This is a genomic window from Paucibacter sp. XJ19-41 (assembly GCF_028462495.1).
Classification (GTDB): Bacteria; Pseudomonadota; Gammaproteobacteria; order Burkholderiales; family Burkholderiaceae_C; genus Roseateles_E.
The window spans coordinates 1-26931 of record NZ_JAQOWX010000085.1 but is presented as its reverse complement, the minus strand read 5'-3'; the positions used below and the strand labels follow the sequence as shown (position 1 = coordinate 26931).

At 68.5% G+C, this 26931-nt stretch carries 23 protein-coding genes; 14 read left to right on the top strand and 9 right to left on the bottom strand.

The window, feature by feature from the left end; genetic code table 11:
- The first annotated feature begins 248 nt into the window (after positions 1-248).
- From PO768_RS20000 to PO768_RS19990, 3 genes are all read left to right on the top strand, one after another.
- Positions 249-752, top strand: coding sequence for a YcxB family protein (locus PO768_RS20000; RefSeq protein WP_272647455.1), 504 nt, complete (start codon positions 249-251; stop codon positions 750-752).
- Positions 753-1008: 256 nt separating this feature from the next.
- Positions 1009-1419, top strand: coding sequence for an SRPBCC domain-containing protein (locus PO768_RS19995; protein WP_272647454.1), 411 nt, complete (start codon positions 1009-1011; stop codon positions 1417-1419).
- A 119-nt stretch (positions 1420-1538) separates the two neighbouring features.
- Positions 1539-2111, top strand: coding sequence for a hypothetical protein (locus PO768_RS19990; RefSeq protein ID WP_272647453.1), 573 nt, complete (start codon positions 1539-1541; stop codon positions 2109-2111).
- A 142-nt stretch (positions 2112-2253) separates the two neighbouring features.
- Here the strand turns inward: PO768_RS19990 and ggt are convergent, their stop codons facing one another.
- The gene (gene ggt, locus PO768_RS19985; protein ID WP_272647456.1) at positions 2254-3966 is read right to left on the bottom strand and encodes a gamma-glutamyltransferase; all 1713 of its coding nucleotides are present in this window, start codon (positions 3964-3966) and stop codon (positions 2254-2256) included.
- Positions 3967-4211: 245 nt separating this feature from the next.
- On the opposite strand from ggt, the gene PO768_RS19980 reads away from it, so the two are divergent.
- The 4 genes from PO768_RS19980 (at position 4212) to PO768_RS19965 (ending at position 9223) form a co-directional block, all read left to right on the top strand.
- Positions 4212-6113, top strand: coding sequence for a sensor histidine kinase (locus tag PO768_RS19980; RefSeq protein WP_272647452.1), 1902 nt, complete (start codon positions 4212-4214; stop codon positions 6111-6113).
- The gene (locus tag PO768_RS19975) at positions 6110-6793 is read left to right on the top strand and encodes a response regulator transcription factor (protein WP_137945153.1); all 684 of its coding nucleotides are present in this window, start codon (positions 6110-6112) and stop codon (positions 6791-6793) included. Before PO768_RS19980 ends, PO768_RS19975 begins: the two co-directional genes overlap by 4 nt.
- A 96-nt stretch (positions 6794-6889) precedes the next feature.
- Positions 6890-8602: a GGDEF domain-containing protein gene (locus tag PO768_RS19970; protein ID WP_272647451.1), complete on the top strand. Its 1713-nt coding sequence runs from the start codon at positions 6890-6892 to the stop codon at positions 8600-8602.
- Between the two features lie 183 nt (positions 8603-8785).
- On the top strand, positions 8786-9223 hold the full coding sequence (locus tag PO768_RS19965) for a hypothetical protein (RefSeq protein WP_272647450.1): 438 nt from the start codon (positions 8786-8788) through the stop codon (positions 9221-9223).
- 30 nt (positions 9224-9253) lie between these two features.
- On the opposite strand, the gene PO768_RS19960 is transcribed toward PO768_RS19965, so the two are convergent.
- Genes PO768_RS19960 through PO768_RS19935 form a run of 6 tightly spaced genes read right to left on the bottom strand, consistent with a single transcriptional unit; the run spans position 9254 to position 15872 of the window.
- Positions 9254-10678, bottom strand: coding sequence for a M20 family metallopeptidase (locus PO768_RS19960; RefSeq protein ID WP_272647449.1), 1425 nt, complete (start codon positions 10676-10678; stop codon positions 9254-9256).
- Positions 10679-10705: 27 nt separating this feature from the next.
- A complete protein-coding gene (locus PO768_RS19955) occupies positions 10706-11536 on the bottom strand; it encodes an ATP-binding cassette domain-containing protein (RefSeq protein WP_272647448.1) in 831 nt (276 codons plus the stop codon).
- Positions 11533-12531, bottom strand: a complete 999-nt coding sequence (locus PO768_RS19950; protein WP_272647447.1) for an ABC transporter ATP-binding protein — start codon at positions 12529-12531, stop codon at positions 11533-11535. The genes PO768_RS19955 and PO768_RS19950 overlap by 4 nt, the downstream gene beginning before the upstream one ends.
- Before the next feature lie 10 nt (positions 12532-12541).
- Positions 12542-13438 (bottom strand): ABC transporter permease, encoded by an 897-nt coding sequence (locus PO768_RS19945; RefSeq protein ID WP_272647446.1) that lies wholly within the window; start codon positions 13436-13438, stop codon positions 12542-12544.
- 6 nt (positions 13439-13444) lie between these two features.
- The gene (locus PO768_RS19940; RefSeq protein ID WP_272647445.1) at positions 13445-14365 is read right to left on the bottom strand and encodes an ABC transporter permease; all 921 of its coding nucleotides are present in this window, start codon (positions 14363-14365) and stop codon (positions 13445-13447) included.
- A gap of 28 nt (positions 14366-14393) precedes the next feature.
- Positions 14394-15872 carry an ABC transporter substrate-binding protein gene (locus PO768_RS19935; protein WP_272647444.1) on the bottom strand — a complete coding sequence of 493 codons (1479 nt, stop codon included), beginning with the start codon at positions 15870-15872 and terminating at the stop codon, positions 14394-14396.
- Positions 15873-16035: 163 nt separating this feature from the next.
- On the opposite strand from PO768_RS19935, the gene PO768_RS19930 reads away from it, so the two are divergent.
- From PO768_RS19930 to PO768_RS19915, 4 genes are read left to right on the top strand one after another with little or no spacing between them, the layout of a single operon-like run.
- On the top strand, positions 16036-16968 hold the full coding sequence (locus PO768_RS19930; RefSeq protein WP_137945162.1) for a LysR family transcriptional regulator: 933 nt from the start codon (positions 16036-16038) through the stop codon (positions 16966-16968).
- 57 nt (positions 16969-17025) lie between these two features.
- Positions 17026-17385 (top strand): hypothetical protein, encoded by a 360-nt coding sequence (locus PO768_RS19925; protein WP_137945163.1) that lies wholly within the window; start codon positions 17026-17028, stop codon positions 17383-17385.
- 22 nt (positions 17386-17407) lie between these two features.
- Positions 17408-18157 (top strand): Crp/Fnr family transcriptional regulator, encoded by a 750-nt coding sequence (locus PO768_RS19920; protein ID WP_272647443.1) that lies wholly within the window; start codon positions 17408-17410, stop codon positions 18155-18157.
- Positions 18158-18215: 58 nt separating this feature from the next.
- A complete protein-coding gene (locus tag PO768_RS19915) occupies positions 18216-20909 on the top strand; it encodes a chemotaxis protein CheB (RefSeq protein WP_272647442.1) in 2694 nt (897 codons plus the stop codon).
- 10 nt (positions 20910-20919) lie between these two features.
- Here PO768_RS19915 and PO768_RS19910 read toward each other — a convergent pair whose 3' ends face one another.
- Complete coding sequence (locus PO768_RS19910) at positions 20920-24141, bottom strand: hypothetical protein (protein ID WP_272647441.1); 3222 nt, start codon at positions 24139-24141, stop codon at positions 20920-20922.
- A 251-nt stretch (positions 24142-24392) separates the two neighbouring features.
- Here PO768_RS19910 and PO768_RS19905 point away from each other — a divergent pair, with 251 nt between their 5' ends.
- Both PO768_RS19905 and PO768_RS19900 read left to right on the top strand, forming a co-directional pair.
- A complete protein-coding gene (locus PO768_RS19905) occupies positions 24393-25142 on the top strand; it encodes a DUF6345 domain-containing protein (protein ID WP_272647440.1) in 750 nt (249 codons plus the stop codon).
- A gap of 49 nt (positions 25143-25191) precedes the next feature.
- The gene (locus PO768_RS19900) at positions 25192-26133 is read left to right on the top strand and encodes a hypothetical protein (RefSeq protein WP_272647439.1); all 942 of its coding nucleotides are present in this window, start codon (positions 25192-25194) and stop codon (positions 26131-26133) included.
- A gap of 24 nt (positions 26134-26157) precedes the next feature.
- Here the strand turns inward: PO768_RS19900 and PO768_RS19895 are convergent, their stop codons facing one another.
- Complete coding sequence (locus tag PO768_RS19895) at positions 26158-26613, bottom strand: MFS transporter (RefSeq protein ID WP_272647438.1); 456 nt, start codon at positions 26611-26613, stop codon at positions 26158-26160.
- A 107-nt stretch (positions 26614-26720) separates the two neighbouring features.
- Here PO768_RS19895 and PO768_RS19890 point away from each other — a divergent pair.
- A partial coding sequence (locus PO768_RS19890; RefSeq protein WP_272647437.1) for a hypothetical protein occupies positions 26721-26931 on the top strand: 211 nt, incomplete at its 3' end.

The window sequence follows — 26931 nt, the reverse complement described above, 5'->3', positions numbered from 1 at the left end:
CACCATCGCGCGGCGCCTCTGCCGTGGCGATGTCGATACTGTCCTTGTGGACGTCCAGACCGACAAACAAGATGCTGTTAGATTTGCTCCCCATGGCCCGATTCCTCGCAAACTTGCAACGCCCCGGCGGCCCTTCCGCCGGGTGCCTTGGTGTAGCTCTGCAGGCCCCGTGCCTGCAACCTACGACATCGCAGGGGTCGGGCCGCCCGAGTTCACGAAGCCATCTTGTCTAGCCATTAGATCGGTACATGAGTTCTGCCCAAGCTTCCTTCTCCGGAACCATCGACGCGCGACAGTTCAGCCGGGTTCAAAGCGCCTTGCTTCCCGTTTGGTCCCGCTGGTACGTTTTTGCTCCGACCTGCCTGCTAGCTTTTCTCGCTCTCGGGATTGGGTGGGGCGAGGCGTTTGCCAATCCCGTGCGCGCAATTCCCGACCTGGTCTGGGGCCTGGGTGTCTTTGTCGCATGCCTGCTTCTTACGTGGTATGGCCGGCGCCGCGCATGGCAAAACTATGTTCGTCTCCACGGCTCCATTTCAGGGCAAGTCAGTCAACAAGGGATCGAGTGGAAAACAGAGGCAAGCAACACTGTTTTGCCTTGGGAAAAGCTGCTGGGCTTCCGCATGTCTAGTGATCTTGTCTTGGTCTTCTATGCACCACGTTGCGCCTTCTTCCTGCCGCGCAGCTTCTTTGCCAGCACGCAGGAATGGACGGCGTTGCAGGAAGTGCTCACCAGGCACACGAAAGCTTTGTAGTCATGGATCGCCTGATGCTGGCTAACCCGCAGTTCCAGCCGACGCCTAACGGCGTGGCTGAACGCAATCGTTCAACAGCAAGAGACAGCATGCCCTCAAGCGGGCCAGAGCACCATCCACATCACGAACTGACGCGCGGTCTAGCCCATCGCTCGAGCACCGGACTCGCTACGGCGGGCCAGACCGTTTCGCAGCAGTGATCCGGTTGGTTCGAACATGAGACTTCACAACCCGCGTCCCACTCCTTGGAGCTTCAATGAAAATCACCGTGTCCACCGTCGTCGCAGCCCCCATCGCTGAGGTCTGGCGCAGGTACAGCTCGCCCGACGACATCAAGATTTGGAACACTGCGTCCCCAGATTGGCACACCACGGCGTCCACAGTCGATCTCCGTGTGGGCGGCAAGTTCTCATCTCGCATGGAGGCGAAGGACGGCTCCTTTGGCTTCGACTTTGAAGGCGAGTACACGCAGGTCACGCCGCACAAACTCCTCGAGTACACATTTGGCGGGCGCGTCGGATCGGTAGAGTTTTCGGAAGGCCCCGCCGGCGTCACGGTCACGGTGACATTCGACAGCGAGGACAGCCACTCCGAGGAGGATCAGCGCACGGGCTGGCAGGCAATCCTGGACAACTTCGCCCGCCACGTTTCGGCGCGCAAAAATTAAACACAGCTGGCGTCGCCGTCGCATTCATGCGAGCGATGCTCAGGTCGAGAAATGCATCTACCGAGGGCGGAGCCTTCCACCGCAGGGAAGGGGATCTCCCCCAAATACTTCTGCGCTTCATGCCTCCACTCGTCTTCACCATTGCAGGGCCCGGCACCGAGTACGGCATCGATCCGGTGAGCCTGCGTGCGGTCGCTCTCGATCCGACGACCATGCGAGTGATCGCGATGGATCTGGCGCGCTGCGGCGAGGAAGGCGAGGACGCTGGCGATGCGGCTTCCAAGAAGAGCATGGCCGCGTTCATGCTCGCGACTGCCGGCGCCGCCGCGTCGGCAGAGTGCCTGCTCCGTGATGCGCTGCGCACGCAAGCAAATGGTCCTGCGCGCCCGCTCGTCGTGTCGAGGCTCAGGCTGGTCCAGGTGCTTCAGGAGCTGGACCGGCCGGCCGAAGCGGTCAGCGAGGCTACAGCGGCCCTCGCGGCCGTGCGTAGCACGCCGGCGCTCGCCGATCTCGAGGACTTCGCGCTTCATCACACCGGCAAAGCTCTGCTGCAGGCCGGCGACAAGGCGCACGCCCTACAGGTGCTCGGCGAGGCCCTGCGGCTGCGCCAGCACAAAGGGGACGAACTGCTGATCCGGTCCAGCGAGATGGCGATCAGCGCCGCCATGCAGGGCAGGCAGGTAGACCCGTGAGACCCCACAAGTTGGGGCCGAACTGTGTCTGAAGAACCGCTTGCGATCAAGCGCCGCCCGGGCAAGCAGACCTTCACCCCATCGCCTGCGATCAACAAGCCCAGCCCGGCCAAGCCGCTCCGAGTCAGTCGCGGCTCCCCGCTCAATACCCCAGCGCCAAGCCACTATTGCGCCGCGGATCATTGGCGCCGTAGAAGCGGTTCTTGCCGACCGGCTTGCCGCCCAGCGAGGGGGCGCCGATCAGGATGGCGGCCATGTGGTTGGCGGGTTGTGGCGCGCCGAGCTTGTGGCCCTTGGCTTCGAGCAGCGCGCGGGTGTCGGGCGAGAGCGCGAAGGGCTCGATATTGGTCAGGTCCGGCAGCCACTGCTGGTGAAAGCGCGGCGCATCGACCGCCTCCTGCACCGTCATGCCGTAGTCGATCACATTGAGCAGCGAGTGCAGCACGGCCGTGATGATGCGGCTGCCGCCCGGCGTGCCGACCACCATCACCGGCTGGCCGTCCTTGCTGACGATGGTCGGGCTCATCGACGACAGCGGGCGCTTGCCCGGGGCGATCACATTGGCCTCGCCCTGCACCAGGCCGTAGATATTGGGCACGCCGATCTTGGCGGTGAAATCGTCCATCTCGTTGTTCAAGAGCACACCGGTGCCGGCGGCCGTGACCTTGGCTCCGAACCAGTCGTTCAAGGTGTAGGTCACCGAGACCGCATTGCCCCAGCGGTCGGCAATCGAGTAGTGCGTGGTGTTGCTGCCCTCGTGCGGTGCGACGCCGGGCTTGATGTCCTTGGAGACGCCGGCCTTGTTCGGGTCGATCACCGCGCGGATCTGTGCGGCATAGGCCTTGTCGGTCAGCCGCGCGATCGGGTTCTTGACGAAGTCGGGGTCGCCCAGATAGCTGTTGCGGTCCACATAGGCATGGCGCATCGCTTCGATCTGGTGGTGCACCGCCTGGGCCGAGCGGAAGCCCCAGTCCTTCAGCGGGTAGCCCTCCAGAATGTTGAGCATCTCGCAGATGATGACGCCACCGCTGCTGGGCGGCGGCGCCGAAATCACGCGCAGGCCGCGGTAGTCGCACTCGATGGGTGCCATCTCGCGGGTCGTGTACTGGTCCAGATCGGCCTGCGTGATGATGCCGCCGCCGCTCTGGCTGCTCTTGACCAGGGCCGCAGCGACCGCGCCCTTGTAGAAGCCGGCCGGACCCTGGGAGCTGATCGCCTTCAGTGTGCGTGCCAGGTCTTGCTGCACCAGCTTGTCGCCGACCTCGAAGGGCTCGCCGCCCTTCTTCAGAAAGATCGCCGCCGAGGCCGGGTCCTTGCGGAAGTCGGCGGTGGCGGTGCGCAGCATCTCGATATCGCCCTGGTTCAGCACAAAGCCCTGCTCGGCCAGTGCGACGGCCGGCGCCAGCAGGGCGGGGCGCTTCATCGTGCCGTACTTCTCGCGCGCGAATTCCAGGCCCGAGACGCTGCCGGGCACGCCCACGGCCAAATGGCCGTGGGTGCTCAGGCCCTTGATGACGTTGCCGTCCTTGTCGAGGTACATATTCGCGGTCGCGGCCAATGGCGCTTTCTCCCTGAAGTCCAGGAAAGTCTTGCGCCCATCGGCCAGCTGCAGCGTCATGAAGCCGCCGCCGCCCAGATTGCCTGCGGCCGGATAGACCACGGCCAGCGCATAGCCCACGGCCACCGCCGCGTCGATCGCATTGCCGCCGTCCTTCAGCACATCGACGCCGACCCGCGTCGCCAGATGCTGGGCCGAGACCACCATGCCGTTCTCGGCGGCCACCGGCGCGGCCGAGGCGGCCTGGGCCAGCGGCGCCAGCAGCAGCAGGCCGGCGGTGACCAGGCTCAGCCGCATCAGCGTGCGGCGGCGCAATGGCTTGCTGTGCGCTGGGGTTGGGGCCGCGGCTTCTGTCATCGGGACGCTCCTTGCTGGTCTGCCCGCTCGCTCGCGAGCGCTGTGACGATGGGTGTGGCGGGGCCAGTGTAGGCCGGGGCTGGAGATCATCCGTTAAGCTCGCGCCGGCTCGGCAACGACCGGGTGAGGAGGAGTGAGGAGCAAGCCATGAATTCGAATCTGTGCCCGCAGGCCGGCGTGTGCCTGTGAGTCTGGCCCGCCGCCTGCTGCACCCCTGCTTATGGCTGGTCTTGCTGCTGGCGCTGCCGGCCGCCGCCCAGCCTCTGCAGATCCGCGAGCTGGCCGTGCTGGCCGACCCGCTGGGCCGCGAGACCTTGGCCAGCGTCAGCGCGCCGGCGCGCCAGCGCGACTTCCGACCGGTGGCCGGCGGTCTTGCTGCCGGCTATACCCGACAGCCGCACTGGCTGCGCTTTCGCGTCGATGTGCCGCCGTCTGGCGGCGAGGTCTGGCTGGAGGTGCAGCCGCCCTATCTGGACGATCTGCGCCTGTATGCGCCCGAGCGTGCGGGCGCCGCGCTGCAGGAGCGCCGCGCCGGGGATCAGCGGCCGCAGCGGTCCGATGGCCGGCGCGAGCTCGCCAGCACCGGCTTTGTCTTCCGCCTGAGCGCCGAGGCCATCGCGGGCCGCACGCTGTGGCTGCGCCTGGAGACCAGCAGCAGCTCGCTGCTGCTGCTGGCCGCGCGCACGCCGGCCGAGTTCGCCGCGGCCAACGGCCTGCGTCTGGGCGCCTTCGGTCTTTACTACGGCCTGCTGCTGTCGCTGTGCGCCTTCTGCTTCTGGCAAGGGGTCTGGCGCCATGACCTGCTGCACCGGGCCTATCTGGTGTCGCTGCTGAGCCTGCTGCTGCTGATGTCCTGCATCAACGGCCTGCACAGCCTGTGGCTGCCCGAGGCCTGGGCGGGCCTGGCCGACCAGGCCACCTCCTATGCAACGCTGCTGTCGGGGCTGGCGGCCAACTGGTTCTACCGCCATGCGCTGGAGCTGCGGCGCGAGGGGCCGGGGCGCTGGATCTGGTGGCTCAACCGTCTGGCCCTCTATGCCTACGGCCTGGGCCTGCTGGCGCCGGCGCTGGGCCTCTACACCGAGGTGGCCGGCGCGCTGTTCCAGCTGACCCTGCTGACCACGCTGGTCGGCTTCGGGCGCAGCCTGTGGCTGTGGCGCGCCGGCCGGCCCGGCAGCCGCATGCTGGCGCTGGCGCACCTGATCTCGCTGTCCGGCGTGTTCACCATCGTGCTGCTGCTGCTGGGCGTAGCGCCGGGCCAGCTCTGGCTGCTCTACAGCTCGCAGATCGGCAGCCTGCTGACGATGGCGGCCTTCGGCATCGTGGTGCTGCTGCGGCGCCAGGGCCTGGAGGCGGCGCACCGCGAGGCCAGCGAGCGGGCCGAGCAGGCGCTGCGCCAACATGCCCATGAACGCGCGGCACGGCGCGAGCAAAGCCGTTTCATCGCCATGCTGTCGCACGAGATCCGCACGCCGCTGAGCATGATCGCCGGCGCCGCCCAGGCCTTGCAAAAGCTCATGCCGAGCGCCTCCGAGGAGGTCGAGCGCCGACACCGGCGCATCCGTCGCGGCGTCGCCGGCATCGAGCAGCTTTTGCAGCAACTGCTCGACCAGGACCGCCTCGACGACGAGCAGTTCGGCCTGCGGCGCAGCCGCTTCGATGCCGCCGTGCTGTGCACCGAGCTGGCCGAGGCCAGCGAGGGCCAGGCCCGCTTGCGCCTGGACCTGCCTGCCGACGCAGCGCAGCTGCACGCCGACCGCACCCTGCTGGCCACGGCGCTGGGCAATCTGCTGGGCAATGCGCTGAAGTACTCGCCGGCCGAGGTCGGGCTGAGTCTGCGCTCGGACGGGGGCCGGGTCGAGTTCGCGGTAAGCGACCGGGGCCCGGGCATAGCGCCGGAGCTGGCCGCGCGCCTGTTCGAGCGCTACACCCGCGGCCCCGCCGTCGGCGGTGTGGCCGGCTCGGGTCTGGGCCTGTATCTGGTGCGCCGGATCGCCCTGCTGCATGGTGGCCAGGTCGGGCTGTCGGCCCGACCGGGCGGCGGCAGCATTTTTACCTTGAGCCTGCCGCTGGAGGGCGAGCCATGAGCCGCGTGGCGGTCATCGAAGACAACCCCGATCTGCTGGACGATGTGCTGTTCCAGCTGCGCCATGCCGGCTTCGACGCCGAGGGTGCGGCCGATGCTGCCGGCTGCCGCGCGCTGCTGGCGAGCTTCCAGCCCCAGATGCTGGTGCTCGACCTGGGCCTGCCGGACGAGGACGGCCTGGCGCTGGCGCGCTGGCTGCGGGCCAGCCGGCCGCAGCTGGGCATCGTGATGCTGACGGCGCGCACCAGCTTGCGCGAGCGTCTGGCCGGCCATGAGGGCGGCGCCGACCACTATCTGTGCAAGCCCGTCGATGCCGAGGAGTTGCTGGCCGTGTTGCGCTCGCTGGAGCGTCGCCTGCGGCTCAGCGAGCTGCCGGCCTGGGTGCTCGACCTGCATCAGCTGGAACTGCGCCTGCCGGCCGGCCCGGGCGAGCCCCTGCCGCTGAATGCCGTCGAGGCCTGCATCCTGGCGACGCTGGCGCGCGCGCCGCTGCGCCGCGCCAGCCGGCGCGAGCTGGTCGAGGCCCTGGGCGAGGACTGGCTGCTGTATGACGAGCGGCGCATCGAGACGGTGCTGAGCCGGCTGCGCCGCAAGATTGCCGTGGCCACCGGCGCCGAGGCGCCGCTGCGCACGCTGCGCGGCTTCGGCTATGCCTTTGTCGAGGGGCTGCGGGTGCAGTAGCGCGCTGCGCTGATCGGTCAGCTTTTGTCAGCCTCGCCGGCCCGACTTGCGCTAGGCTCGCGCGAGCGCAGGCGCTGGGCCTGACTCGTCGAGTCAATGAATCTCAAACCTCGTTTCCTGCTTCTGACCCTGGTGCTGGCCCTGATCTCGTCGGTGGGCGTCTGGTGGTCGGTGCGCATGCTGGCCGAGGGCATCGTCGAGCAATGGGCGGTGCGCTATGCCGAGAAGCAGGTGCTCTACGACAAGAGCCGCACGCTGCAGCCGCTGCTGCGCGAGATCGCGCTGTCGCGCCAGCTGGCCGCCTCGTCGCGGCTGCGCGAGCTGGCCCGCCACCCCGGCGACGCGCAGCGCCTGCGTGAGGCCATCGCCGAGATGGAGAGCTACCGGCACAACTTCGGCGACAAGAGCTATTTCGTCGCGATGGCCGGCAGCGGCCACTACTTCCACAACAACGCCGCCAACGAGTACGCGGGCCGCGAGCTGCGCTACACGCTCGATCCGCGCGATCCCAGCCATGCCTGGTTCTTCGATCTGATACGGATGAACCGCGATATGCACATCAACGTCAGCCCCGATGCCAAGCTGGGCGTCGTGAAGCTGTGGATCGATGTGCTGATGCGCGACGGCGAGCAGGTGCTGGGCATTGCCGGCACCGGCCTGGATCTGAGCGAGTTCCTGCGCAATGTGGTGGAGGAGGGGACGCCTGGCATCACCAGCCTGTTCGTCGACCATGCCGGTGCGATCCAGCTGCACCGCGACCAGACGCTGATCGACTTCGCCTCGGTCAGCAAGCGCCAGGGCACGCAGAAGAAGAGCCTGAACCTGCTGTTCGAGCGCGCGGCCGATCAGGCCGCGGTGCGCGCGGCAATGCGCAGCGCCGAGGCGCGGCCCGAAAAAGTGGTCTCGGTGTTTGTGCAGATCGGCGGCCGCCGGCATCTGGCCGGCATCGCCCATGTGGCCGAGATCGACTGGTATGAGATCACGCTGCTGGACCTGGACGTGCTGCTGCCGCCGCATTACTTCTATGGCATCCTGGGCCTCTATATCGGCAGCATGCTGGTGGCGCTGCTGTTGTTCAATCTGGTGCTGAACCGGCTGGTGCTGACGCCGCTGGGCAGCCTGGACCGGGCGATGGCCCGCGTCGCCGACGGCCAGGACCCGAGCCCGCAGCTGGACCGGCGCGGCGCCGGCGAGGTGCGCCGGCTGATCCAGCATTTCGGCCGCATGGCCAGCGCGGTGCTGCAGGCGCGCCGCGAGCTGGAGCACAAGGTCAGCGAGCGCACGGCCGCGCTGGACCGGCTGACCAAGATCGATCCGATGACCGAGCTCTTCAACCGCCGCGGCATGAGCGAGCGCCTGGCCGCCGAGCTGGAGCGGGCGCGGCGCGAGCACGGCCGGCTCGGCCTGCTGTGGCTGGATGTCGACTGCTTCAAGGCCATCAACGACGGCCATGGCCATGCGGTCGGCGACGCGGCGCTGAAGCTGGTGGCGCGCAGCATCCAGTCGCAGATCCGCCCCTATGACGTGGCGGCCCGCTGGGGTGGCGACGAGTTTGTCGTGCTGCTGCAAGGCGCCACGGCCGAGGCCCTGGATGCGCTGGGCGAGCGCCTGTGCGCGGCGGTGGCAGCGGCCACCGAGCTGCGCGACGAGCAGGGCCATGCGCTGCGCCTGTCGGTCAGCGTCGGCGGCCATCTGGCCCTGCCGCAGGAATCGCTCGACAGTCTCTTGAACCAGGCCGACCGGGCGCTCTATGCGGCCAAGGCGGCCGGTCGGGGCCGCTACTGTGGCAGCGCGGCGGTCACGGCCTAGCCGCACTGCACAGCCGCAGCGAAAAGGACGGCAATCCCGCCGCCTCTTCGGGCCATGGGCCGGCCGGGATGCTGAATACTGCGGCAGGCAAGGCCAGGGGAAAAGTCGCGCAGTCGCAGCAAGCGGCTCGCTCGCCGGTTCCGACTGATCGTCTGGACGGATGCGCTAGCAGGGAGACCCATCATGAGAATCGACACCACGCCGGCATACGCCCAAGCCGCTCAGCGCACGGCGATGCCCACGCGAGCGGCAGCGTCACCCGCATCGGCCACGGCCGCGCCGACCTCACCCGGTACAGAGAATCCGGCGGCGAACCAGGCCGACTTCAGCCGCATGAGCAGGGCCGAGCTGTTCGACTGGATGAACGCGCAGATCAAGAGCGGCGAGATGTCCTTGAGCGACAGCTCGGGGTTTCTGGGCATGACACTGAAGATGCCGGTCTCGGGCGCTGCCGCGACGCTTGACGATCAGGAGCGGGTCGATTTCATGCAACTCGCGCAGGACGGCATCAGCTGGGCCGAGCAGCACAACGAGAAGGCGCAGCAACAGATGCTGCAGCGGGCCTTGACACTGATGCAGCAGCACCAGGGCGGGGCCATGCGTGTGGATGTGTTCGCTTAGCGCCGGCACGAGACCGGCAGCTCGGCCCCGTCACCCCAGCGCCGCGAGGGCGGCCTGGCGCTCCTTCATCACCGCCGGCCCCTGCTCGGCCAGATCCCAGAACATCCCCGCCATGATCTGCAGCGCCTCGCGGCTCAGGTCGGCCAGGATGTGCTCGTTGGGCGCGTGCTGGGAGCAGGCGGCATAGGAGTGCGGCACCCACAGCGTGGGCAGGCCCAGGGTTTCGGAGAACACATCGTTGGGCAGCGAGCCGCCCAGATTGGGCAACAGGGCCGGCGTCTTGCCGCTGCTGCGCTCCATCGAGGCCAGGCCCCAGCGCACCCAGGCGTCATCGGGGTCAAGTCTTGTCGCGGCCATATGAACATCGGTGCCGCGCACCTCGACATCGTCAAAGCCGTGAGCCAGCAAATGCTCGCGAATGTGATGCAGGAACTGCGCCGGCTCGCTGCCGACCACATAGCGCATATGGCAGTGCGCGCGCGCGGTCGGCGGAATCGCATGCACCGGCATCGTCGGGTTGCCGCAGGTGAAGGCCAAGACCTCCAGGCTGTTCCAGCCGATCACGCGTTCGGTGGGGGTCAGGCCGGGCTCGCCCCAGTCCGGGTCGATCTCGGGATCGTCCGGGCCGCCGCCGACCTCGATGAGCTTCAGCGCGCTGCGCACGCTGGCCGGCAGCTCGGGCGGCAGCAGGCCCGGCACCAGGATGCGGCCTGTCTCGTCAACCAGACTGGCGATGGCGTGGGCCAGGCGGATGCCGGGGTTGCGCAAGAGGCCGCCCCAGTTGCCCGAGTGATGGCCGCCGTCGCGCAGCTTCAGGTGCAGGTCGAAATTGAAGACGCCGCGCGAGCCGAGGAACATCGTCGGCTTGGTGGCCGCAACGCGGGGGCCGTCCGAGGCCAGGAAGAGATCCGCCTTCAGCAGCTCGGCATGCAAGGCGCAGACCTCGTTGAGCCCGGGCGAACCGTCCTCCTCGCCCATCTCCAGAATGATCTTGACGTTGTAGCCCAGCGTGCCGCCGCGCACCGCCAGCACCTGCTCCAGCGCGCTCAGATTGATGCTGTGCTGGCCCTTGTTGTCGGCCGTGCCGCGGCCATACCAGCGATTGCCCTCGACGACGACATCCCAGGGCTTGAGGCCTTCGCGCCACTGCGCGTCGTAGCCGCGCACGACATCGCCGTGGCCATAGCTCAGCACCGTGAAGGCGGCATCGGGTTCGAGGCGCTCGGCCAGTAAGAAGGGGCTCTTGCCGGCGACTGGGTTCTCGACGATGCGCGAGCGAAAACCCAGGGTCTGCAGATAGGGCGCGATCTCCTCGCTGAGGTAGGCGTGCAGGATGGGGCCGCTGGCCGGGTCCTGGCTTTCGGTCTTGTAGGCGACGCGGCGCGCCAGCGTCTGCAGGAAGCGCCCATCGTCGAAGGTGGCGAGGGTCTGGGCGATGGCTTGTTCGCGGCTCATGAGCGGAGTCTCCTTCGGTGAAATCATTCAGGCGACCGCGACGCGGTCGATATCGGGGATGCCCAGGCCGGGCTCGGGCGTCAGCGCCGAGGCCAGCAGCATGCGGGTGTAGGCATGGGCCGGGCGGTCAAAGATCTGTTCGCGGGGGCCGAGCTCGACGATCTGGCCTTTGTACATCACGGCCACGCGGTCGACCAGATGCTCGACGACGCCCAGGTCATGGCTGATGAAGAGATAGGTCAGACCGAACTCGGCCTTCAGGTCCATCAGCAGGTTCAGGATCTGGGCCTGGACCGAGACGTCCAGCGCCGAGGTCGGCTCGTCGCAGATCAGGATGTCGGGCCGCAGCACCAGGGCGCGCGCAATCGCCACCCGCTGGCGCTGGCCACCGGAGAGCTGGCTGGGGTACTGGCCGTGTGTGCGCTCGGGCAGGCCGACCAGGTCCAGCATCTTCTTGACGCTGGCCTGCTGCTCGGCGGCCGTGCCGACCCGGTGCAGGCGCAGCGGCACGCCGACGCTGTCGGCCACGGTGCGGCGCGGGTTCAGCGACGAGTAGGGGTCCTGGAAGATGGGCTGGATGCGGCGGGCCAGCGCACGGCGTTCGCGCGAATTGACCTCCTTGCCGTCGACCAGCACATTGCCCGCGCTGGGCTTGAGCAGGCCCAGCAGGATCTTGGCCAGCGTGCTCTTGCCACAGCCCGATTCACCGACCAGGCCCAGCGTCTCGCCGCGGCGGATGCGCAGCGAGATGTTGTCCACCGCAGTGATCACGCCCGGCGCGCGGAACAGGCCGCGCTTGAGCTTGAAGCGCCGGCTCAGCGCGCAGAGTTCCAGCGCGATGTCATTTGCTTCGATCATGCGGCCTCCGCAATCGGGGCGAGATCGGGGCGGGCCGACACGCAGCGCACGGCGTGTCGCTCATTGAGCGGCACATTCAGCGGCGTTTGCTGGCACAGGGCCTGCACCTGCGGGCAGCGGTTCGCGAAGGCGCAGCCCTCGACCGGGCCGATCAGGCTGGGCACGACGCCGGGGATCGACTGCAGCCGGCTGCCCGGCAGCGTCTTGCCGCGCACCGGGATGCAGCCCAGCAGGCCGCGGGTGTAGGGGTGCGTCGGCCGGGCGAACAGCTCGGCCACCGGCGCGGTCTCGACGATCTGGCCGGCATACATCACCGCCACCCGGTCGGCGATGCGCGCGACCACGCCCAGGTCATGGGTGATGAAGACCACCGCGGTGCCGAATTCCTGCTGCAGCTCGCGTATCAACCGCAGGATCTGGGCCTGGATGGTCACATCCAGTGCCGTGGTGGGCTCGTCTGCAATGATCAGCTCGGGCTCGCACATCAGCGCCATCGCGATCATCACGCGCTGGCGCAGGCCACCGGAGAGCTGGTGCGGATACTGGCCCAGACGCTCGGCCGCCTGTGGCACGCCGGCGCGCTCGAGCAGATAGACCGCGCGCTCGCGGGCCTGGGCGACACTGACTTTGCGATGCGCGCGCAGCGCTTCGCAGAGCTGGTCGCTCAAGGTGTAGGAGGGGTTCAGCGAGGTCATCGGCTCCTGGAAGATCATCGCGATGCGCTCACCGCGCAGCCGCGCCATCTCGCGCTCCTTGAGCCGCTGAAGGTCCTGGCCGGCGAAGCGGATGTGATCGGCGCTGCGCTGCGCCTTGCGCGGCAGCAGGCCCATCAGCGCCAGCGAGGTCATCGACTTGCCGCAGCCCGATTCGCCCACCAGGCACAGCATCTCGCCGCGCCGCACCTGGAAGTCGATGCCGCGCACCGCGTGCAGCAGACCGCGCTCGGTGGGCAGGTCGACGCGCAGGTTTTTTACGTCCAACAGAACGTCGCTCATCCCTCGCTCCTCAGTTGCGGCCATCGGGGGCCGTGATGTCCCGGATGCCGTCGCCGACCAGATTGATTGCTAGCACCAGCAGCGCCAGCACCAGGCCCGGGATCACGATGACCCAGGGCTGGAAGAACATATAGGCTTTGCCTTCTGCCACCATCAGGCCCCAGGAGGGCGTCGGTGGCTGCACGCCCAGACCCAGGAAGGACAGCGTCGATTCGAGCAGGATGGCGTGGGCCATCTCCAAGGTGGTGACCACGGTCAGCGCGCCCATCAGATTCGGCAGCAGCTCGCGCAGCAGGATGTAGGGCGTCGACGCGCCCAGGGCCTTGGCGGCCGCGATGAACTCGGCGTCGCGCAGCTGCTGGGTGGCCGAGCGGGTGACGATGGCGAAACGGTCCCACAGCAGCAGGCCCAGCAGCACGATCACCACCTGCAGCGAGCCGCCCACCAGCGAGCTCATCGCCAGCGCGACCAGCACCACCGGCATCGCCAGCCGCGTCGTGATCATGTAGCTGACCACCGCGTCGACCTTGCCGCCGAAGTAGCCGGCCAGCAGGCCCATGGTCGTGCCGATCAGGCCCGAAATCAGCGCGGCCGACAGGCCGATCAGCAGCGAGACGCGCGCACCGTACAGCAGCCGGCTCAGATAGTCGCGGCCCAGCTTGTCGGTGCCCAGCATGTGCTCCCAGGAGCCGCGCTCATGCCAGACCGGCGGAATCAGGCGCTGGCTAATGTCCTGCGCGAAGGGGTCATGCGGCGCGATCCAGGGCGCGCACAGCGCGGCCAGTGCGATGGCGCCGAGGATGATGGCGCCCAGGGTCAGGCCGTGATGGCCGAGCACGCGACGCAACCAGCGCGGCAGCGCCGGTTTGGCCAGGGGCGCAGGCAGTGTTTGAGTGGTGGAAGTCATGGTGGCTTACTCCTTGGTGCGCATGCGCGGATCGAGCGCGGCGTTCAGCACATCGGCGGCAAAGGTCAGCGCGATGTAGAAGCTGGCGATGATCAGCACGACGGCCTGCACGACCGGATAGTCGTTGCGTGCAATCGAGTCCCAGGCCAGCTGGCCCAGGCCCTGCAGCGAATAGACCGACTCGATCACCACCGAGCCGCCCAGCATGAAGCCCAGCTCCACCGCGGCCAGCGCGACCACCGGGATGATGGCGTTGCGCAGCGCATGCTTGAAGATCACGCGGGCCGGGCTCAGGCCCTTGGCGCGGGCGGTGCGGATGTAGTCCGAGCCCAGCACGTCCAGCATGCCGGCGCGCGTCAGCCGCATCAGCGAGGGCATCGCGTAATAGCCCAAGGCGATGGCCGGCAGCACGAAGTGCAGCCAGCTCTCGTTGCCCGCCACCGGCAGCCATTGCAGGCCCACCGCGAAGATCAGTATCAGGGTCAGTGCGAACCAGAAGTTCGGCATGGCCTGGCCGACGACGGCAATCATCAGCGCGATGCGGTCGACCCAGCTGTCGCGGTAGATGGCGGCCAGCACGCCCAGCGGGATCGCCACCGCGACGGCCAGCAGCAGGGCCACCGCACCGAGCTTCAAAGTGATCGGCAGGCGCTCGCCGATCAGCTCCATCACGGTGTTCTGGAAATAGAAGGAGCGGCCGAAGTCCAGCCGCGCCGCCGCGCTCAGCCAGTCGAAGAACTGCGTCGTGATCGGCCGGTCCAGGCCGTACTGCACGCGTATCTTCTCGATGTCGGCCGAGGTCGACTCGGCCCCGGCGATCGCGGTGGCCAGGTCGCCCGACAGGTGCAGCAGCATGAAGCTGAGCACGGCGACCGTCAGCATCACGCTGCAGGCCACCAGCAGTCGGCGCAGGATGTAGATCAGCATGGCAGCGGTCTCCCGGCTTGGTGGCTCTTTACTTCCAGCTCGCCTTGAAGAAGCGCGGCAGCTCGTCCGGCTGGGCCTCGAACTTGAGGTCGGAGCTGAAGGCGTAGTTGGTCGAGTAGGAGAACATCGGGGCCCAGAAGGCCTCGGTGGAGATGCGCTGCAGCGCCTTGGCGTACCTGGTCTTGCGCTCGGCCTTGTCGACGGTGGCGTCGGCGGTCTGCAGCAGCGCGATGGTCTGCGGGTCCTTGGCGGTGTCGTCGGGGCCACCCTTGAAGTAGTTGCCGACGAAGGCCGAGGCGTCGTTGATCGAGAACGATCCCCAGGCCTGGAAGGAGAGCGGCGCGCGGCCCGAGCGCAGCTCGTTGCGCAGCGCCGGGTACTGGACGAAGTGCAGGCGCGCGCGGATGCCGACCTTGCGCAGATCGCCGATGATGGCCTCGGCATAGTCGCGCTCGCGGTAGGCCCAGAGGTCGGTGTCGAAGCCGTTGGCATAGCCGGCCTCGGCCAGCAAGGCCTTGGCCTTGGCGGGGTTGTAGTCGTACTTGACGACGCTCGTGGTGTCGCAGCCGAACTGGGTGCGGAAGCAGGGCGCGTAGACCGGCTGGCTGCCGCCGCGCACCAGGTTGTCAGCCATGCCCTTGCGGTTGATCGCATGGTTCAGGGCCTGGCGCACGCGGGGGTCCTTGAAGGGCGCGCTCTCCGGTGTCGTGCCATTGTTGTTGATGGACAGGAAGCCCACCCGCATGGTCTCGCCGCTGAGCACGCTCATCTTGGGCATGACCTTGAAGGACTCGGCCTGGTCGGCCGGCACGCGCCAGATCCAGTCGACCGCACCGGTCATCAGCTGGGCCGCGCGCGCCTCCGGGTCGCGGATCACGACGAACTTGACCGTGCCGATCTGCGGCTGGCCCAGCGGGCTGTCCTTGAAGTAGCTGCTGTTCTTGACCATGGTCACACCCTGGCCCGGTGTCACCGCAGTGATCTTGTAGGGGCCGGTACCGATGGGCGCCTTGCTGAAGCCTTCCAGGCCGACCTTCTTGAAGTAGGCGGCCGGATAGATCGGGGTCGGCCCGGCCAGGTATTCGAGCGCGGCCGGGAAGGGCGTCTTCAGGTTGATGCGCACCTGGGTCTCGCTGAGCTTGACCACGTCCTTGATCCAGTCGGTGTTCTGGCGCGTCGCGATCTTCGCGTCGGGGCCGGTCACGGTGTTGAAGGTGAACACCACATCGTCGGCCGAGAACTTGTCGCCGTTGTGGAAGCTGACGCCGGGCCGCAGGGTCAGCAGCAGCGCGGTCGGCGACTCCCATTTCCAGGCGGTGGCCAGCTGCGGCTTGTACTCGCCGGTCTTGGTGTCGCGATGGATCAGCGTGTCCCAGGCCATGTTCGCCAGGATCACGCCCTCGCGCATATTGTTGTGATACGGGCTGACGTTCTCGACCTCGTTGTCCGAGGCGTAGACCAGGGTGTCGTTGGCCTTGCCCGCGTGGGCAGCAAGCGACGAACACATGAGGAGGGCGGCGATAGCAGTCAGGCGCATGGCGGTCGATTCCTTCGTCAGTCCGGGCGAAAAACATCGCGATGTCGGCAAGAATGCGGGCAGCGCGAGCTTTGCGCCATTTCCAAATTTCGAGGCCTGCGATGCTGAAAAGGCAAGGCAAGCGTTAACCCTGATGTCCAACAATCCCCTCCTTGCCCGCCAGCTGCAGGACACCGCACTGCGCTACTTTCTTGAGGTGGTCCGCTGCGGATCGATCAGCGAGGCCTCGCAGCGCCTGAACGTCGCCGGCTCCTCGATCAGCCGCCATATCGCCCAGCTGGAGGACCTGCTGGGCGCCAGCCTGTTCGACCGCCATGCGCGCGGCATGGTGCCCAGCGCGGCCGGCGAGGTGCTGGCCGTGCACGCGCTGAAGTCGGCCCACGACGCCGAGCGCGCGGTGCACGACATCCAGGCGCTCAAGGGCATGCAGCGCGGCCGCGTGCACCTGGCCTCGACCGAGGGCTTCTCGATGGAGTTCATGCCGCGCCTGATCGCCGACTTCTCGCGCCAGCATCCGGGCATCCAGTTCCATCTCTCGGTCGACCCGCCGGCCGAGGCCACACGCCGCGTGCTGCAGGGCGATGCCGACATCGGCATCACGATGAGCCGCAGCGCCGAGAAGGACCTGAAGGTCGAGCATTCGCAGCCCTCGCCGGTGCTGGCGGTGATGCGCGCCGGCCATCCGCTGACGCGCTTCAAGCAGCTCGGCCTGTCCCAGCTGCTGGCCTATCCGATCGCGCTGCCCGAGCAGGACACGACGGTGCGTCAGCTCTTCGACATCGCCTGCAGCCGCCAGCGCCTGAGCGTCGCGCCTGTCCTGACCAGCAACTACATCGGCAGCCTGTTCGGCTTTCTGCGCCACCAGGAGGAGGGCGTGACGATCTCGGGCGAGATCTCGATCCGCTACCAGGTCGACCGCGGCGAGCTGGCCTGCGTGCGCCTGCGCGACCGCGGCCTGGACCTGCGCAATATCGTCGTGCAGACCTTGATGGGCCGCACGCTCTCGCATGCGGCCCAGGCCTTTCTGAAGTATCTGAAGGCGCAGCTGGGCGGCCCAGCGGTTTGAGCGGTCTTTGGGCTTACTATCAGCGCTCTCGTGCGACGCAATCCCAGGGAGGACGAAATGTCCATGCATGCCGTTGACCCGAGCAAGCTTTCAGAGTTGCGCCAGCATGCCGAGGCACGCCTGCAAGGCGGCCAGGCACCCAAGACCCTGGGCTGGAGCAGCAGTGCGCAGGCGCTGAGCCTGCTGCACCGCCTGGCCAGCGATCCGGCCAGCGCGGCCGACGCGCTGAAGCTGCTGCACGAGTTGCAGGTGCATCAGGTGGAGCTGGATCTGCAGCATGAGCAGATGGAGCAGCAGTTGCTGGAGCTCGGCGAGACCCTGCGCCGCGCCGAACAGCGCGGCGATGCGCTGCAGGCACTGATGGACGCTGCCGGCCTGCGTGCGCCGCCCCTGCTGGCAGCTGTGCCGCGCGCCTGAGCGGCCGGCAGGCCGACCCACGATGGGACATGCACTCTCCCGCCCGCTGCCGGAATCCTCACAAACCTCCGCGCCTGAGGCGCCGGTCAACCGATTGCTGGCGGCGCTCAGCGAGGCCGAGCAGCAAGGCCTGCGGCCCGATCTGGAGCCGGTGCTGCTGCGCTATGGCCAGGTGATTCAGGAGCCCGGCCTGGATCTGAAATATCTGTACTTCCCGGTCAGTGCCGTGGTCAGCCTGCTGTGCCCGACCGAGAACGGGGCGGCGACGCAGATCGCGGTCGTCGGCAACGAGGGGGTGGTCGGCGTTGCGCTGTTCATGGGCGGCGGCAGCATGCCGGGCCGGGCCTTTGTGCAATGCGCCGGCCAGGCCTGGCGCATCAAGGCGGTGCCGCTGCTGGCGGAGTTCCATCGCGGCGGCGCGCTGACCCAGCTGCTGCTGCGCTCGACCCAGGCCCTGATCACGCAGATGGCGCAGACGGCGGTGTGCAACCGGCGCCATGGGCTGGAGCAGCAGCTGTGCCGCTGGCTTCTGCTGAGCCTGGACCGCCTGAGCGGCAATGAGATGGTGATCACCCACGAAACCATTGCCGGATTGCTGGGCGTGCGCCGCGAGGGCGTCAGCGAGGCCACCGGCCATCTGCGCGAGCTGGGTCTGATCGAGGGCAGCCGCGGCCATATCACCGTGCTGGACCGCCTGGGCCTGGAGGCGCGGGCCTGCGAGTGCTACCGGGTGCTGCGGCGAGAGTGCGAGCGCCTGCTGCCGCCGCTCTGAGGCAGCGGGCGCCGGGGGATACTCGGCGCGCCCTCCTGCCTGCCCTGACTGCACCTTGATGAGTCCACCGGACACCACGCCCCAGCCCGCCTGCCCCCGCATCGTCGGCCTGGGTGCGTCGGCCGGCGGGCTGGTGGCGCTGGAGCAGTTCCTGGCCCAGGTGCCGGCGCGCAGCGGCCTGGCCTATATCGTGGTCCAGCATCTCGATCCGACCCAGAAGGCCTTGCTGCCCGAGCTGCTGCAGCGGGTGACCGCCTTNATCGTCGGCCTGGGTGCGTCGGCCGGCGGGCTGGTGGCGCTGGAGCAGTTCCTGGCCCAGGTGCCGGCGCGCAGCGGCCTGGCCTATATCGTGGTCCAGCATCTCGATCCGACCCAGAAGGCCTTGCTGCCCGAGCTGCTGCAGCGGGTGACCGCCTTGCCGGTGCGCCAGGCCGAGGCGCAGCAGCGCATCGCGCCCGACAGCGTCTATGTGATCGGCCCCAACACCGAGCTGAGCGTGGTGGCCGGCCGGCTGCAGCTGGCCCCGCCCTCGGAGCCGCGCGGCCTGCGTTTGCCTATCGATGTGCTGTTCTCCTCGCTGGCCCGCGAGCAGGGGCGCCGTGCCATCGCGGTGGTGCTGTCGGGCATGGGGGCCGACGGCACGCTGGGGCTGCAGGCCGTGCATGCGGTGGGCGGGCTGGGCGCCGCGCAGACGCCAGAGACCGCGCAGTTCGATGCGATGCCCAAAAGCGCAATCGCCGCCGGCTGTGTCGCGCTGGTGGCGCCGCCGCAGGAGCTGCCGGGTCGCATCTTGTCGTGGCTGGCGCGCGAGCCGGCGCCGGCCGCCCAGCCCGGCGATCTGCCGCGCATCTTCGGCCTGCTGCGCCAGCACACCCGGCATGACTTCTCGCTCTACAAGCCCAGCACCCTGCATCGCCGTATCGAGCGGCGCATGGCCATCCACGCGCTGACGAGCCTGGCCGGCTATGCGGACTTCCTGGCCGAGAACCCGCAGGAGGTGGAGCTGCTGTTCAAGGAGCTGCTGATCGGGGTGACCCACTTCTTCCGTGATGGCCCGGTCTGGCAGCAGCTGGCCGAGCAGACGCTGCCGGAGCTGCTGGCGCGCCGCGCCGGCCAGACCCAGCTGCGCGCCTGGGTGGTCGGCTGCTCGACCGGCGAGGAGGCCTACTCGCTGGCCATGGTGTTTGCCGAAGTCGTGCAGCGCCTGCCGCAGCACCGCGGCTGCAGCCTGCAGATCTTCGCGTCGGACCTGAGCCCGGACGCGATCGGCAGCGCGCGCCGGGGCCAGTACCCGGCCACGCTGCGCGAGCAGCTCTCGCCGCAGCGGCTGGCGCGCTTCTTCACCGCGCATGAGGGCGGCTACCGCATCGGCAAGAGCATCCGCGACAGCGTGCTGTTCGCGCAGCATGATGTGCTGCTGGACCCGCCGTTCACCAAGCTCGACCTGCTGTGCTGCCGCAATCTGATGATCTACTTCGACGCGGCGCTGCAGCGGCGCCTGCTGCCGCTGTTCCACTACAGCCTGCGGCCGGGCGGTGTGCTGCTGCTGGGCAGCTCCGAGACGGTGGGGCGCTTCACCCATCTGTTCGGCGCGATCGACTCCAAGCTGCGTCTGTACCTGCGCCAGGACCATGCCCTTGCCGGCAGCGAATTCATGATGACCTCCTTCCCCCCTCTGTCCAAGCTCAGCCAGGAGTCCGCCGTGCGCTCAAGCCAATCCCCCGCTGCGGGCCCTGATCATCCCGAGAGCCTGCAGGTGGCGGCCGACCATCTGCTGCTGCAGGTGCATGCGCCGCCGGCCGTGGTGGTGAACCCGGCCGGCGACATCGTCTACATCAGCGGCCGCACCGGAAAATATCTGGAACCGGCCGCCGGCAAGGCCAACTGGAACTTCCATGCGATGGTGCGCGAGGGCCTGCGCGCGCCGGTCAGCGAGGCGCTGCGCCAGGTGGCGCTGCAGGACGAGCCGGTGCTGCTGCGCGGCCTGCAACTGCCGACCGCGCCCGGCGTTCAGACGGTCGATGTGACGGTGCAGGCGGTGCGCGAGCCCGGGGTGCTGCAGGGCATGGGGATGATTGTGTACCGCGATGTCGCCGCGCCGCCGGCCGGCCGCGGCCGGCGCAAGACCCCGGCCGCCCCGGACGCCTCGGCCGAGCTGCAGCAATGCCGCGACGAGATCCAGGCGCTGCGCGAGGAGGCGCGGGCGACGAAGGAGGAGCTGCAGTCGGCCAACGAGGAACTGCAGTCCACCAACGAAGAGCTGCAGTCGGCCAACGAAGAGCTGACCACCTCGAAGGAGGAGATGCAGTCGATGAACGAGGAGCTGCAGACCGTCAATGCCGAGATGCAGACCAAGCTCGACGATCTGGCGCTGGCGCAGAGCGATATGAGGAATCTGCTCAACAGCACCGATATCGCGATGCTGTTCCTGGACCAGGGCCTGAACGTGCGGCGCTTCACCGAGCGGGCGTCCAAGCTGATCAATCTGCGCGACAGCGATATCGGCCGGCCGCTCAGCGACCTGACCACCAGCCTGCAGTACCCCGATCTGCACGAGGACGCGCACGAGACGCTGCGCACCCTGGTGTTCTCCGAGAAGCAGATCCTGAGCAGCGAGCAGCGCTGGTTTTCGGTGCGCATCATGCCCTACCGGCGCCTCGACAACGTCATCGACGGCGCGGTGATCACCTTTGTCGACATCACCGCGACCAAGGAGCTGGAGGCGCGGCTGCGGCTGGCCTCGAAGGGCTGAGGTCCGGGCCCTAGATATTCGCCATCGCGAGGAAGTCCAGCAAGCTGGAGCCGCCCAGCGTCGCGAAGGGCAGCAGCACGGCCTTCAGCAGCGGCTGCTGCGAGAACGGTGCGAAGGCGCCTTCATCGAGCGTCTTGATGCGCTCGCGCAGCAGCTCCAGCTGGCGCGGCGCCGGCAGCGCCTGGGCATCGGGCGCGTGCGCCTGCAGCAGCCAGTCGCCGACGGCCGTCAGGGCCTGGCGCCGCGCCTTCTCGGCCGCACGGCGCAGGCAGATCGCGCTGAGCAGCACGACGCCGATATCGAACAAGGCCATCGCGAGGGCCATCGTCGGCATCTGCCAGTTGTCGAAGAACTGGCTGCGCGACAGCAGCAGCAGCGACAGCACGATGAAGGGGTAGTAGATCAGCCCGGTCACGCAGCGCGTGCGCTGGGCGATGAACTGCAGATTGATCCAATGATCGACCACCTCGGGCTTGGTGATGCCCATCTGGCGGCCGAAGAACTGGATGGCGCGGTCCGGCCAGTTGGCGCGACCCGGCCGCAGCTCGCGCACGAAACGCAGGCAGATCAGCGTGGCATCGGCGACATAGAAGACCAGGAAGTTCATCAGCACGATGGCGGCAATCGCCAGCAGCAGATGGACCGAGCTGGAGACCGGCCCGCGCTGCGGCGCGCCCGAGGGCTCGGCCAGGCCGGTGTGCAGCGCGAGGCCGACGGCCAGCACCAGCACCGTGCAGGCCAGGCTGCGCAGAAAGCGCGAGCCGGTGCGGTTCTGCACGATGAAGTGGCGCCACAGCGCCAGCCGGCCGGCGGTCATCCGCCCGGCCCGCAGCGCGGCCGGATGACTGCTGTCCGGCTCGCTGGGTCCGCGCAGCGTGAACACATGGGCCAGCCGGCAGCGCAGGCTCAGCCGCGCGTCCTCGCGCGCCTGCTCGGCCACCAGCCGGCGCCGGGTCTGGCCCAGATGCAGGGTCAGGCTGAGCCGGTCCAGATTGCGTGTCAGCGCGGTCCAGCCCCGGAACACCAGGTACAGGCACAGCAGCAGGGTCAGCAGATGGATGGCTTCGGTTGGCCACAAGCTGATGCCCTCGCTGAAGCTGATCGGTTTGCCGTCCCGGGTCAGCCAATCGGCGAAGCCCGGCCATTGATGCGCCAGCACGACCGGCAGCACCAGTTGCAGCAGCATCAGCAGCAGGGCCAGCACGGCCTGACGCAGCCAGGCCGGCCATGGACCGCCACGATGGGTGGCGAAGCGCCGCAGCCTGCGCTGCAGGGCACGGTTCAGCGCCAGCGGCGGCAGCCAGACCAGCAGCACCAGCACGCCGGCCAGCAGCGAGAGCACCAGCGGCGAGATATGGGGGTAGCGCGGTGAGCCCGGCGGGTGGATGTCGGCGCAGGCGGCGAGCTGGCTGCCGCGGCAGGCGCGGCGTTCGTCGTTGCCGGCCTGCGCCGGCGCGCTGAAGTCGAAGGCCATGCTGCGCCCGATCTCGAAGATGCGGGGCTGGCCCAGCCAGCGCGCCAGCTGCTGCGGGCCGACGCGGCTGGCGCCCGTCTGGTCGTCGAGCGCCAGCCGGGTCGAGAAAAAGGCCGAGGTCTGGTAGTTGTCGCGAAACGGCGGTGTGCCGGCCTGCAGCCCGTCCGTCAGGCGCAGGCCGAAATTGGACGCCACGATCAGATTGCGCGTCCAGGGCTGCTCGCGCGGATGCAGAAAGCGCGCGTCCAGATCGGTGGTGAAGAACAGCGCGTGCGGGAAGTCCGCGCGCAGCGCCTGCAGCACCAGCAGCTTGTCGTGCACATCGTTGCCCAGCACGCCGATGGCGCGCAGACCGGCGCCGTCGACGCTGCCGGCGCGCAGCTCGCGGTCACGTTCGCGCAGCCGCGCCGCCAGCCGGCGCAGATAGTCGTACTGGCTCTGGCCCTCGGCTCGCTCGATGAAGCTGCCGTCGCTGCGGCGCTCGGCATCCTTGGCCGCGCCGCCGTCCTTCGCGCCGCCGCTCGCCGATGGCGCGCTGCCGTGTTCGGGCATCTGGCCGTCGAGGCCGCGGACGTAGTGGAAGCGGTTGACGCAGAAGCCCTTGTCGTCGTCCTCGGCGATGCGGAACTCGCGCCGCAGGCTGCGGCCGTACAAGGTGTCCCATTCGGCGACGATGGCGATCTGGTGCGGCGAGTCGGCGCGCTGCGCCCTGACGTGGCACATCTTGCGGTAGCGTTCCTGGCGGGCCTCGCCATTGCCGCCTGGCTCGGGGCTGGCGCGCGTCTTCAGCCCGCGTAGGCCCAGCTCGGTCACCAGGCTGGCGGCCAGCGACTTGTCGTCGCCGATGGTGCGCAGCAGCGTGATGCCCTTGCGCCGGAAATAGTCGCTCAGACTCTCGTTGCGTGCGCGCCAGGTGTCCTCCAGCAGCTTGGCGTCGGAGACTGTCGCGGCCAGCGAGTAAAAGCGCAGGTCCCAGCCCTCGAAGTGGTTCGCCTGGAAGTGCTTGTCTTCGCTTTGCCGGATCATCGCGTGCAGGCCGTCCGAGCCCATCGGCCCGAGCACGCGCCACAGCAGCCGCGAGGGCCGCGTGATCGACGCATCGGGCTCAAGCTGGCGAAGCAAATCGCGCCAGGTGTCGAACGGTTTTTCATAGAACGGGCCGTTGTCCAGCCATAGCACCAGCACCGGGTGGGCCACGGGCTGGCGGCCCGGCAGCGGCTTGAACCACTCGTAGGGCACGGCTTCGGGCAGCGTGCGGGGCGGCTGGTTTTGCGGCAGGAAGTAGCCGAGGTGCTCGGTGTCGGCCGGCGCGTAGTCGGCCGCATTGAGCGCCGCCAGCACCGCATAGCGCATGCGCCGCCGGCTCTCGACCGACTCGGCATAGGGGCCACCCGAGACCATCGCCGCCAGCACGATGATGCGGCCGACCGGGTCGCCCGCCGGCAGGCGGGCGGCGATCTCTTGCTGGAAGGCGGCCAGGCCTTGCTGCTGGCGCTCCAGCGCCTGCTGCTCGGCCCGACCGAGCTTGCGCACACGCTCTTCGCGGGCGCGCATCACCGCACCCAGCGGGTCCTGCCACAGCCGTGCGTCGACATCCTGGGCCGCGAAGCGCTGCTCGATGCGCGGCTCGTTGGCGGCCGGCCGCGTGCTCTGCAGCAGCGGCTCGCGCAGCACGAAGGCGCCGGCCGCCAGCAGCACCGCCGCCAGCCAGCCGCTGCTCAACAGCCCGCTGCCACCCCATCTGGATTCCGTGCTCATTGCGACTCCCTGCCGATCCGCGCTCGGCCTGGTCGGACACTAGGTCTGGGCCCGGCGCATCGCATCCGATGAACAAGGGAGTGGCGCGGCGCGCCCGGCCCGATCGCGGCATTCCGTCCTGCAGGCTGATGAGAGCCAGGCCCCTAGAAGCCGGGTCCCCCCCAGCTTGATCGTTGAGCGGACTTGGCCCGCTGCCTAGTCTGCACAGCAAGCCGGCGCTCCTGCCGGCCGCTACCCTCAAGGAGGCAATCATGGCCAGATTCGGCATCGAAGCCATTCGCTACTGCAACCACGCCCGCGCCGCCGGCGTGACCACATCGAGTGACCTGACCTACACCTTCAACCGCGCCAACGGCTTCGACAGCAAGCTGCGCAGCGCCGGCCACGGCCGCGCGTTCTACTGGGCCAATACCGACTGCTGGGAGACCGACATCCGCGACAACGACCGCGGCGGCGGTGATCGCAGCTGGGTCGACGATGTCGATCTGTTCTGGATCGAGACCCATGGCAACCACACCGCCGACGGCCAGGCCCTGATGCTTTACGACACGCCGCAGACCGGCTGGTTCACCTTCTCGGGCGACTGGCAGCTGGGCGAGAACTGGAATGCCGAATGGGTGATGGCCTATTCCTGCAAGACGGTGGACCGCAACAATGTGGCCGGGCTGTGGAACATCTTCGGCGGCCTGCACATCTACTGCGGCGCCTGGGAGAACATGTATGACGCCTGGACCACCGACGAGTGCGGCGAGGACGTGGCCCACAACCTGGTGCATGGCGACACCGTCTCGCATGCCTGGCACGACGGCGTCTCCGACTGGGCCGTCGACAACCACCCGATCACCGTCTGCGTCGGCGACGCCGCCACCTGGAACAACGGCAACATCCGCTGGGACCTGAGCGCGCTCAACCGCGACCATCTGTGGGGCCATGGCAGCGTCGTGCCCGATCTGCCGCCAAGCCGCCAGGCCTGCCTGCTGTGGCGCTGGACCGAGGGCTGAGCCCCAAAGGCTGACGCGTTCAACAACCCTTTCACCGGACATCAACATCATGGACATCAATCAACTGATGGAATCGCTGGCTTCGTCCTTCAAGCAGGAGCTGCCCGCCGAGCTGGCCATCCTGGAGCTGCGCCGCAGCTCGGTCGACGATCAGCAGCGCCGCCTGCGCAAGCTGCTCAAGGGCCGCAGCGAGGCCTGCGACCAGAACTTCGAGCGCGGCCAGTGGGAGACTTTCGACGACCACACGCTGGTGCGTCTGCCCGAGGGTGCCCGGGCCGTGCTCTACCACGCCAGCGGCGCCGTCAAGCTCAGCAGCGGGCTGGCGCCGATGGAGGCGCTGTTCAAGGAGGCACAGCCCAAGCAGCAGCTCGCCGATCACACGGCCAAGCTGCTGCAGTCGCTGGGCCTGCATGACGCGCTGGGGCGTGGCGAGACGCTGAGCTTCGAGCGGCTGTGGCAGATCAAGGCGGCCGCCACTGATCGCAGCGGTCATCAGAGCGAGCCGGTGCTGTGCCGAGCGATAGGTGCGTTCCGGCATCACATCGAGGGCATCCCGGTGCTGGGCCCGGCTTCGGCGGCGCTGCAGATTGCCGGCAACGGCGAGTTCGACATGCTCTCGACCCTGCTGCGCAGCCCCGGCGGCGAAGCGCTGGACCGCGCCAAGCCGCTGCACCCGGAGCGCGCGGTGCGCCAGCTGCTGAGCCAGCTGCAGGCGAAGTTCGAGCTGCAGCGCGGCAAGCAGGACAGCCCGATCGACTTCGAGTGCCGCGAGGGCCTGCGCTTCGGCTATCTGAGCCTGTCCAAGCGCAAGGTGCAGCGCCTGCTGGCGCCGGTCTATATGGCCACCATCGACGTCACCCACGACAAGCTGCGCCAGGGCCTGATCCTGGTGACCGCCGCGACCGAGAAAGAGTATCTGCCGCTGAACCCACCGGGCCAGGACAACCCGCCGACGCTGAGCAGCAAGACCGCCGGCAAGCGCTGCTGCTGAAGCCGGCCGAGGCCCGGCGATTCGTCAGCGCCCTCTGGCGAAGGCCTCGGGGTGCTGACGCTCGTACCAGTTCCTCACCTCGGCATGGTCCAGCAGGAGAAAGCGTGGCAGCTCAGGCACCGCCAGCAGCAGCGCGCCGCTGAGCAGAAAGCCCGCCGCCAGCAGCAGATAGACCTGAGCCACCGGCCAATGCAGCAGCAGTACGCCGGCCAGTGCCGGGGCTGCCGCGGCGGCCAGCTGCGCGAGTGCCATCTGCCCGGCCGTCATGCGGGCGCGGAAGTCTTCCGGCATCGCCAGCAGGCGGTGGGTCTGGCCGACCAGCTGGGTGACCGACATGCTCAGGCCGATCAGCGCGAACAGCAGCAGCAGGCCGGGCGCCCAGTCGCACAGGCCGATCGCGCCGGCGGCGCCGCCGCATACGCCGACGGCCGCAAAGATCGCCCGCAGCCGGCCCAGGCGGGCGATCAGTGCGTCGGCCACGCCGGCCACCCCCAACCAGCAGGCCCAGCGACAGGGCCGCCGCGCAGGCACCGAACCACAGCGCCGACAGACCCAGCGACTGCAGGCGCAGCGGCAGCAGCAGGCCGGTGGCCGGCAGCAGGAACACCATCATCAAGGCCCCGACCAGGGTCCACCAGCGATCCAGTGGCACGCCCCATTTGGCGCGCAGGCCGGCCGTCAGATCGGCGAACCAGCCAGCGCCGGCCGTGCGTTCGGCCGGGAAGGGCGGCGCGGCGATGCGCCAGGCGGCGACGGCGGCGACGCCGAACATCAGCAGGTTCAGCAGCATCGCCGTCG

Bases quoted from the DNA above. Each gene is read 5' to 3' on its own strand.
- PO768_RS20000 (WP_272647455.1), top strand. From the start codon at position 249: ATGAGTTCTGCCCAAGCTTCCTTCTCCGGAACCATCGACGCGCGACAG.
- PO768_RS19995 (WP_272647454.1), top strand. From the start codon at position 1,009: ATGAAAATCACCGTGTCCACCGTCGTCGCAGCCCCCATCGCTGAGGTC.
- PO768_RS19990 (WP_272647453.1), top strand. From the start codon at position 1,539: ATGCCTCCACTCGTCTTCACCATTGCAGGGCCCGGCACCGAGTACGGC.
- ggt (WP_272647456.1), bottom strand. From the start codon at position 3,966: ATGCGGCTGAGCCTGGTCACCGCCGGCCTGCTGCTGCTGGCGCCGCTG.
- PO768_RS19975 (WP_137945153.1), top strand. From the start codon at position 6,110: ATGAGCCGCGTGGCGGTCATCGAAGACAACCCCGATCTGCTGGACGAT.
- PO768_RS19970 (WP_272647451.1), top strand. From the start codon at position 6,890: ATGAATCTCAAACCTCGTTTCCTGCTTCTGACCCTGGTGCTGGCCCTG.
- PO768_RS19965 (WP_272647450.1), top strand. From the start codon at position 8,786: ATGAGAATCGACACCACGCCGGCATACGCCCAAGCCGCTCAGCGCACG.
- PO768_RS19960 (WP_272647449.1), bottom strand. From the start codon at position 10,678: ATGAGCCGCGAACAAGCCATCGCCCAGACCCTCGCCACCTTCGACGAT.
- PO768_RS19955 (WP_272647448.1), bottom strand. From the start codon at position 11,536: ATGATCGAAGCAAATGACATCGCGCTGGAACTCTGCGCGCTGAGCCGG.
- PO768_RS19950 (WP_272647447.1), bottom strand. From the start codon at position 12,531: ATGAGCGACGTTCTGTTGGACGTAAAAAACCTGCGCGTCGACCTGCCC.
- PO768_RS19945 (WP_272647446.1), bottom strand. From the start codon at position 13,438: ATGACTTCCACCACTCAAACACTGCCTGCGCCCCTGGCCAAACCGGCG.
- PO768_RS19940 (WP_272647445.1), bottom strand. From the start codon at position 14,365: ATGCTGATCTACATCCTGCGCCGACTGCTGGTGGCCTGCAGCGTGATG.
- PO768_RS19935 (WP_272647444.1), bottom strand. From the start codon at position 15,872: ATGTGTTCGTCGCTTGCTGCCCACGCGGGCAAGGCCAACGACACCCTG.
- PO768_RS19930 (WP_137945162.1), top strand. From the start codon at position 16,036: ATGTCCAACAATCCCCTCCTTGCCCGCCAGCTGCAGGACACCGCACTG.
- PO768_RS19925 (WP_137945163.1), top strand. From the start codon at position 17,026: ATGTCCATGCATGCCGTTGACCCGAGCAAGCTTTCAGAGTTGCGCCAG.
- PO768_RS19920 (WP_272647443.1), top strand. From the start codon at position 17,408: ATGGGACATGCACTCTCCCGCCCGCTGCCGGAATCCTCACAAACCTCC.
- PO768_RS19910 (WP_272647441.1), bottom strand. From the start codon at position 24,141: ATGAGCACGGAATCCAGATGGGGTGGCAGCGGGCTGTTGAGCAGCGGC.
- PO768_RS19905 (WP_272647440.1), top strand. From the start codon at position 24,393: ATGGCCAGATTCGGCATCGAAGCCATTCGCTACTGCAACCACGCCCGC.
- PO768_RS19900 (WP_272647439.1), top strand. From the start codon at position 25,192: ATGGACATCAATCAACTGATGGAATCGCTGGCTTCGTCCTTCAAGCAG.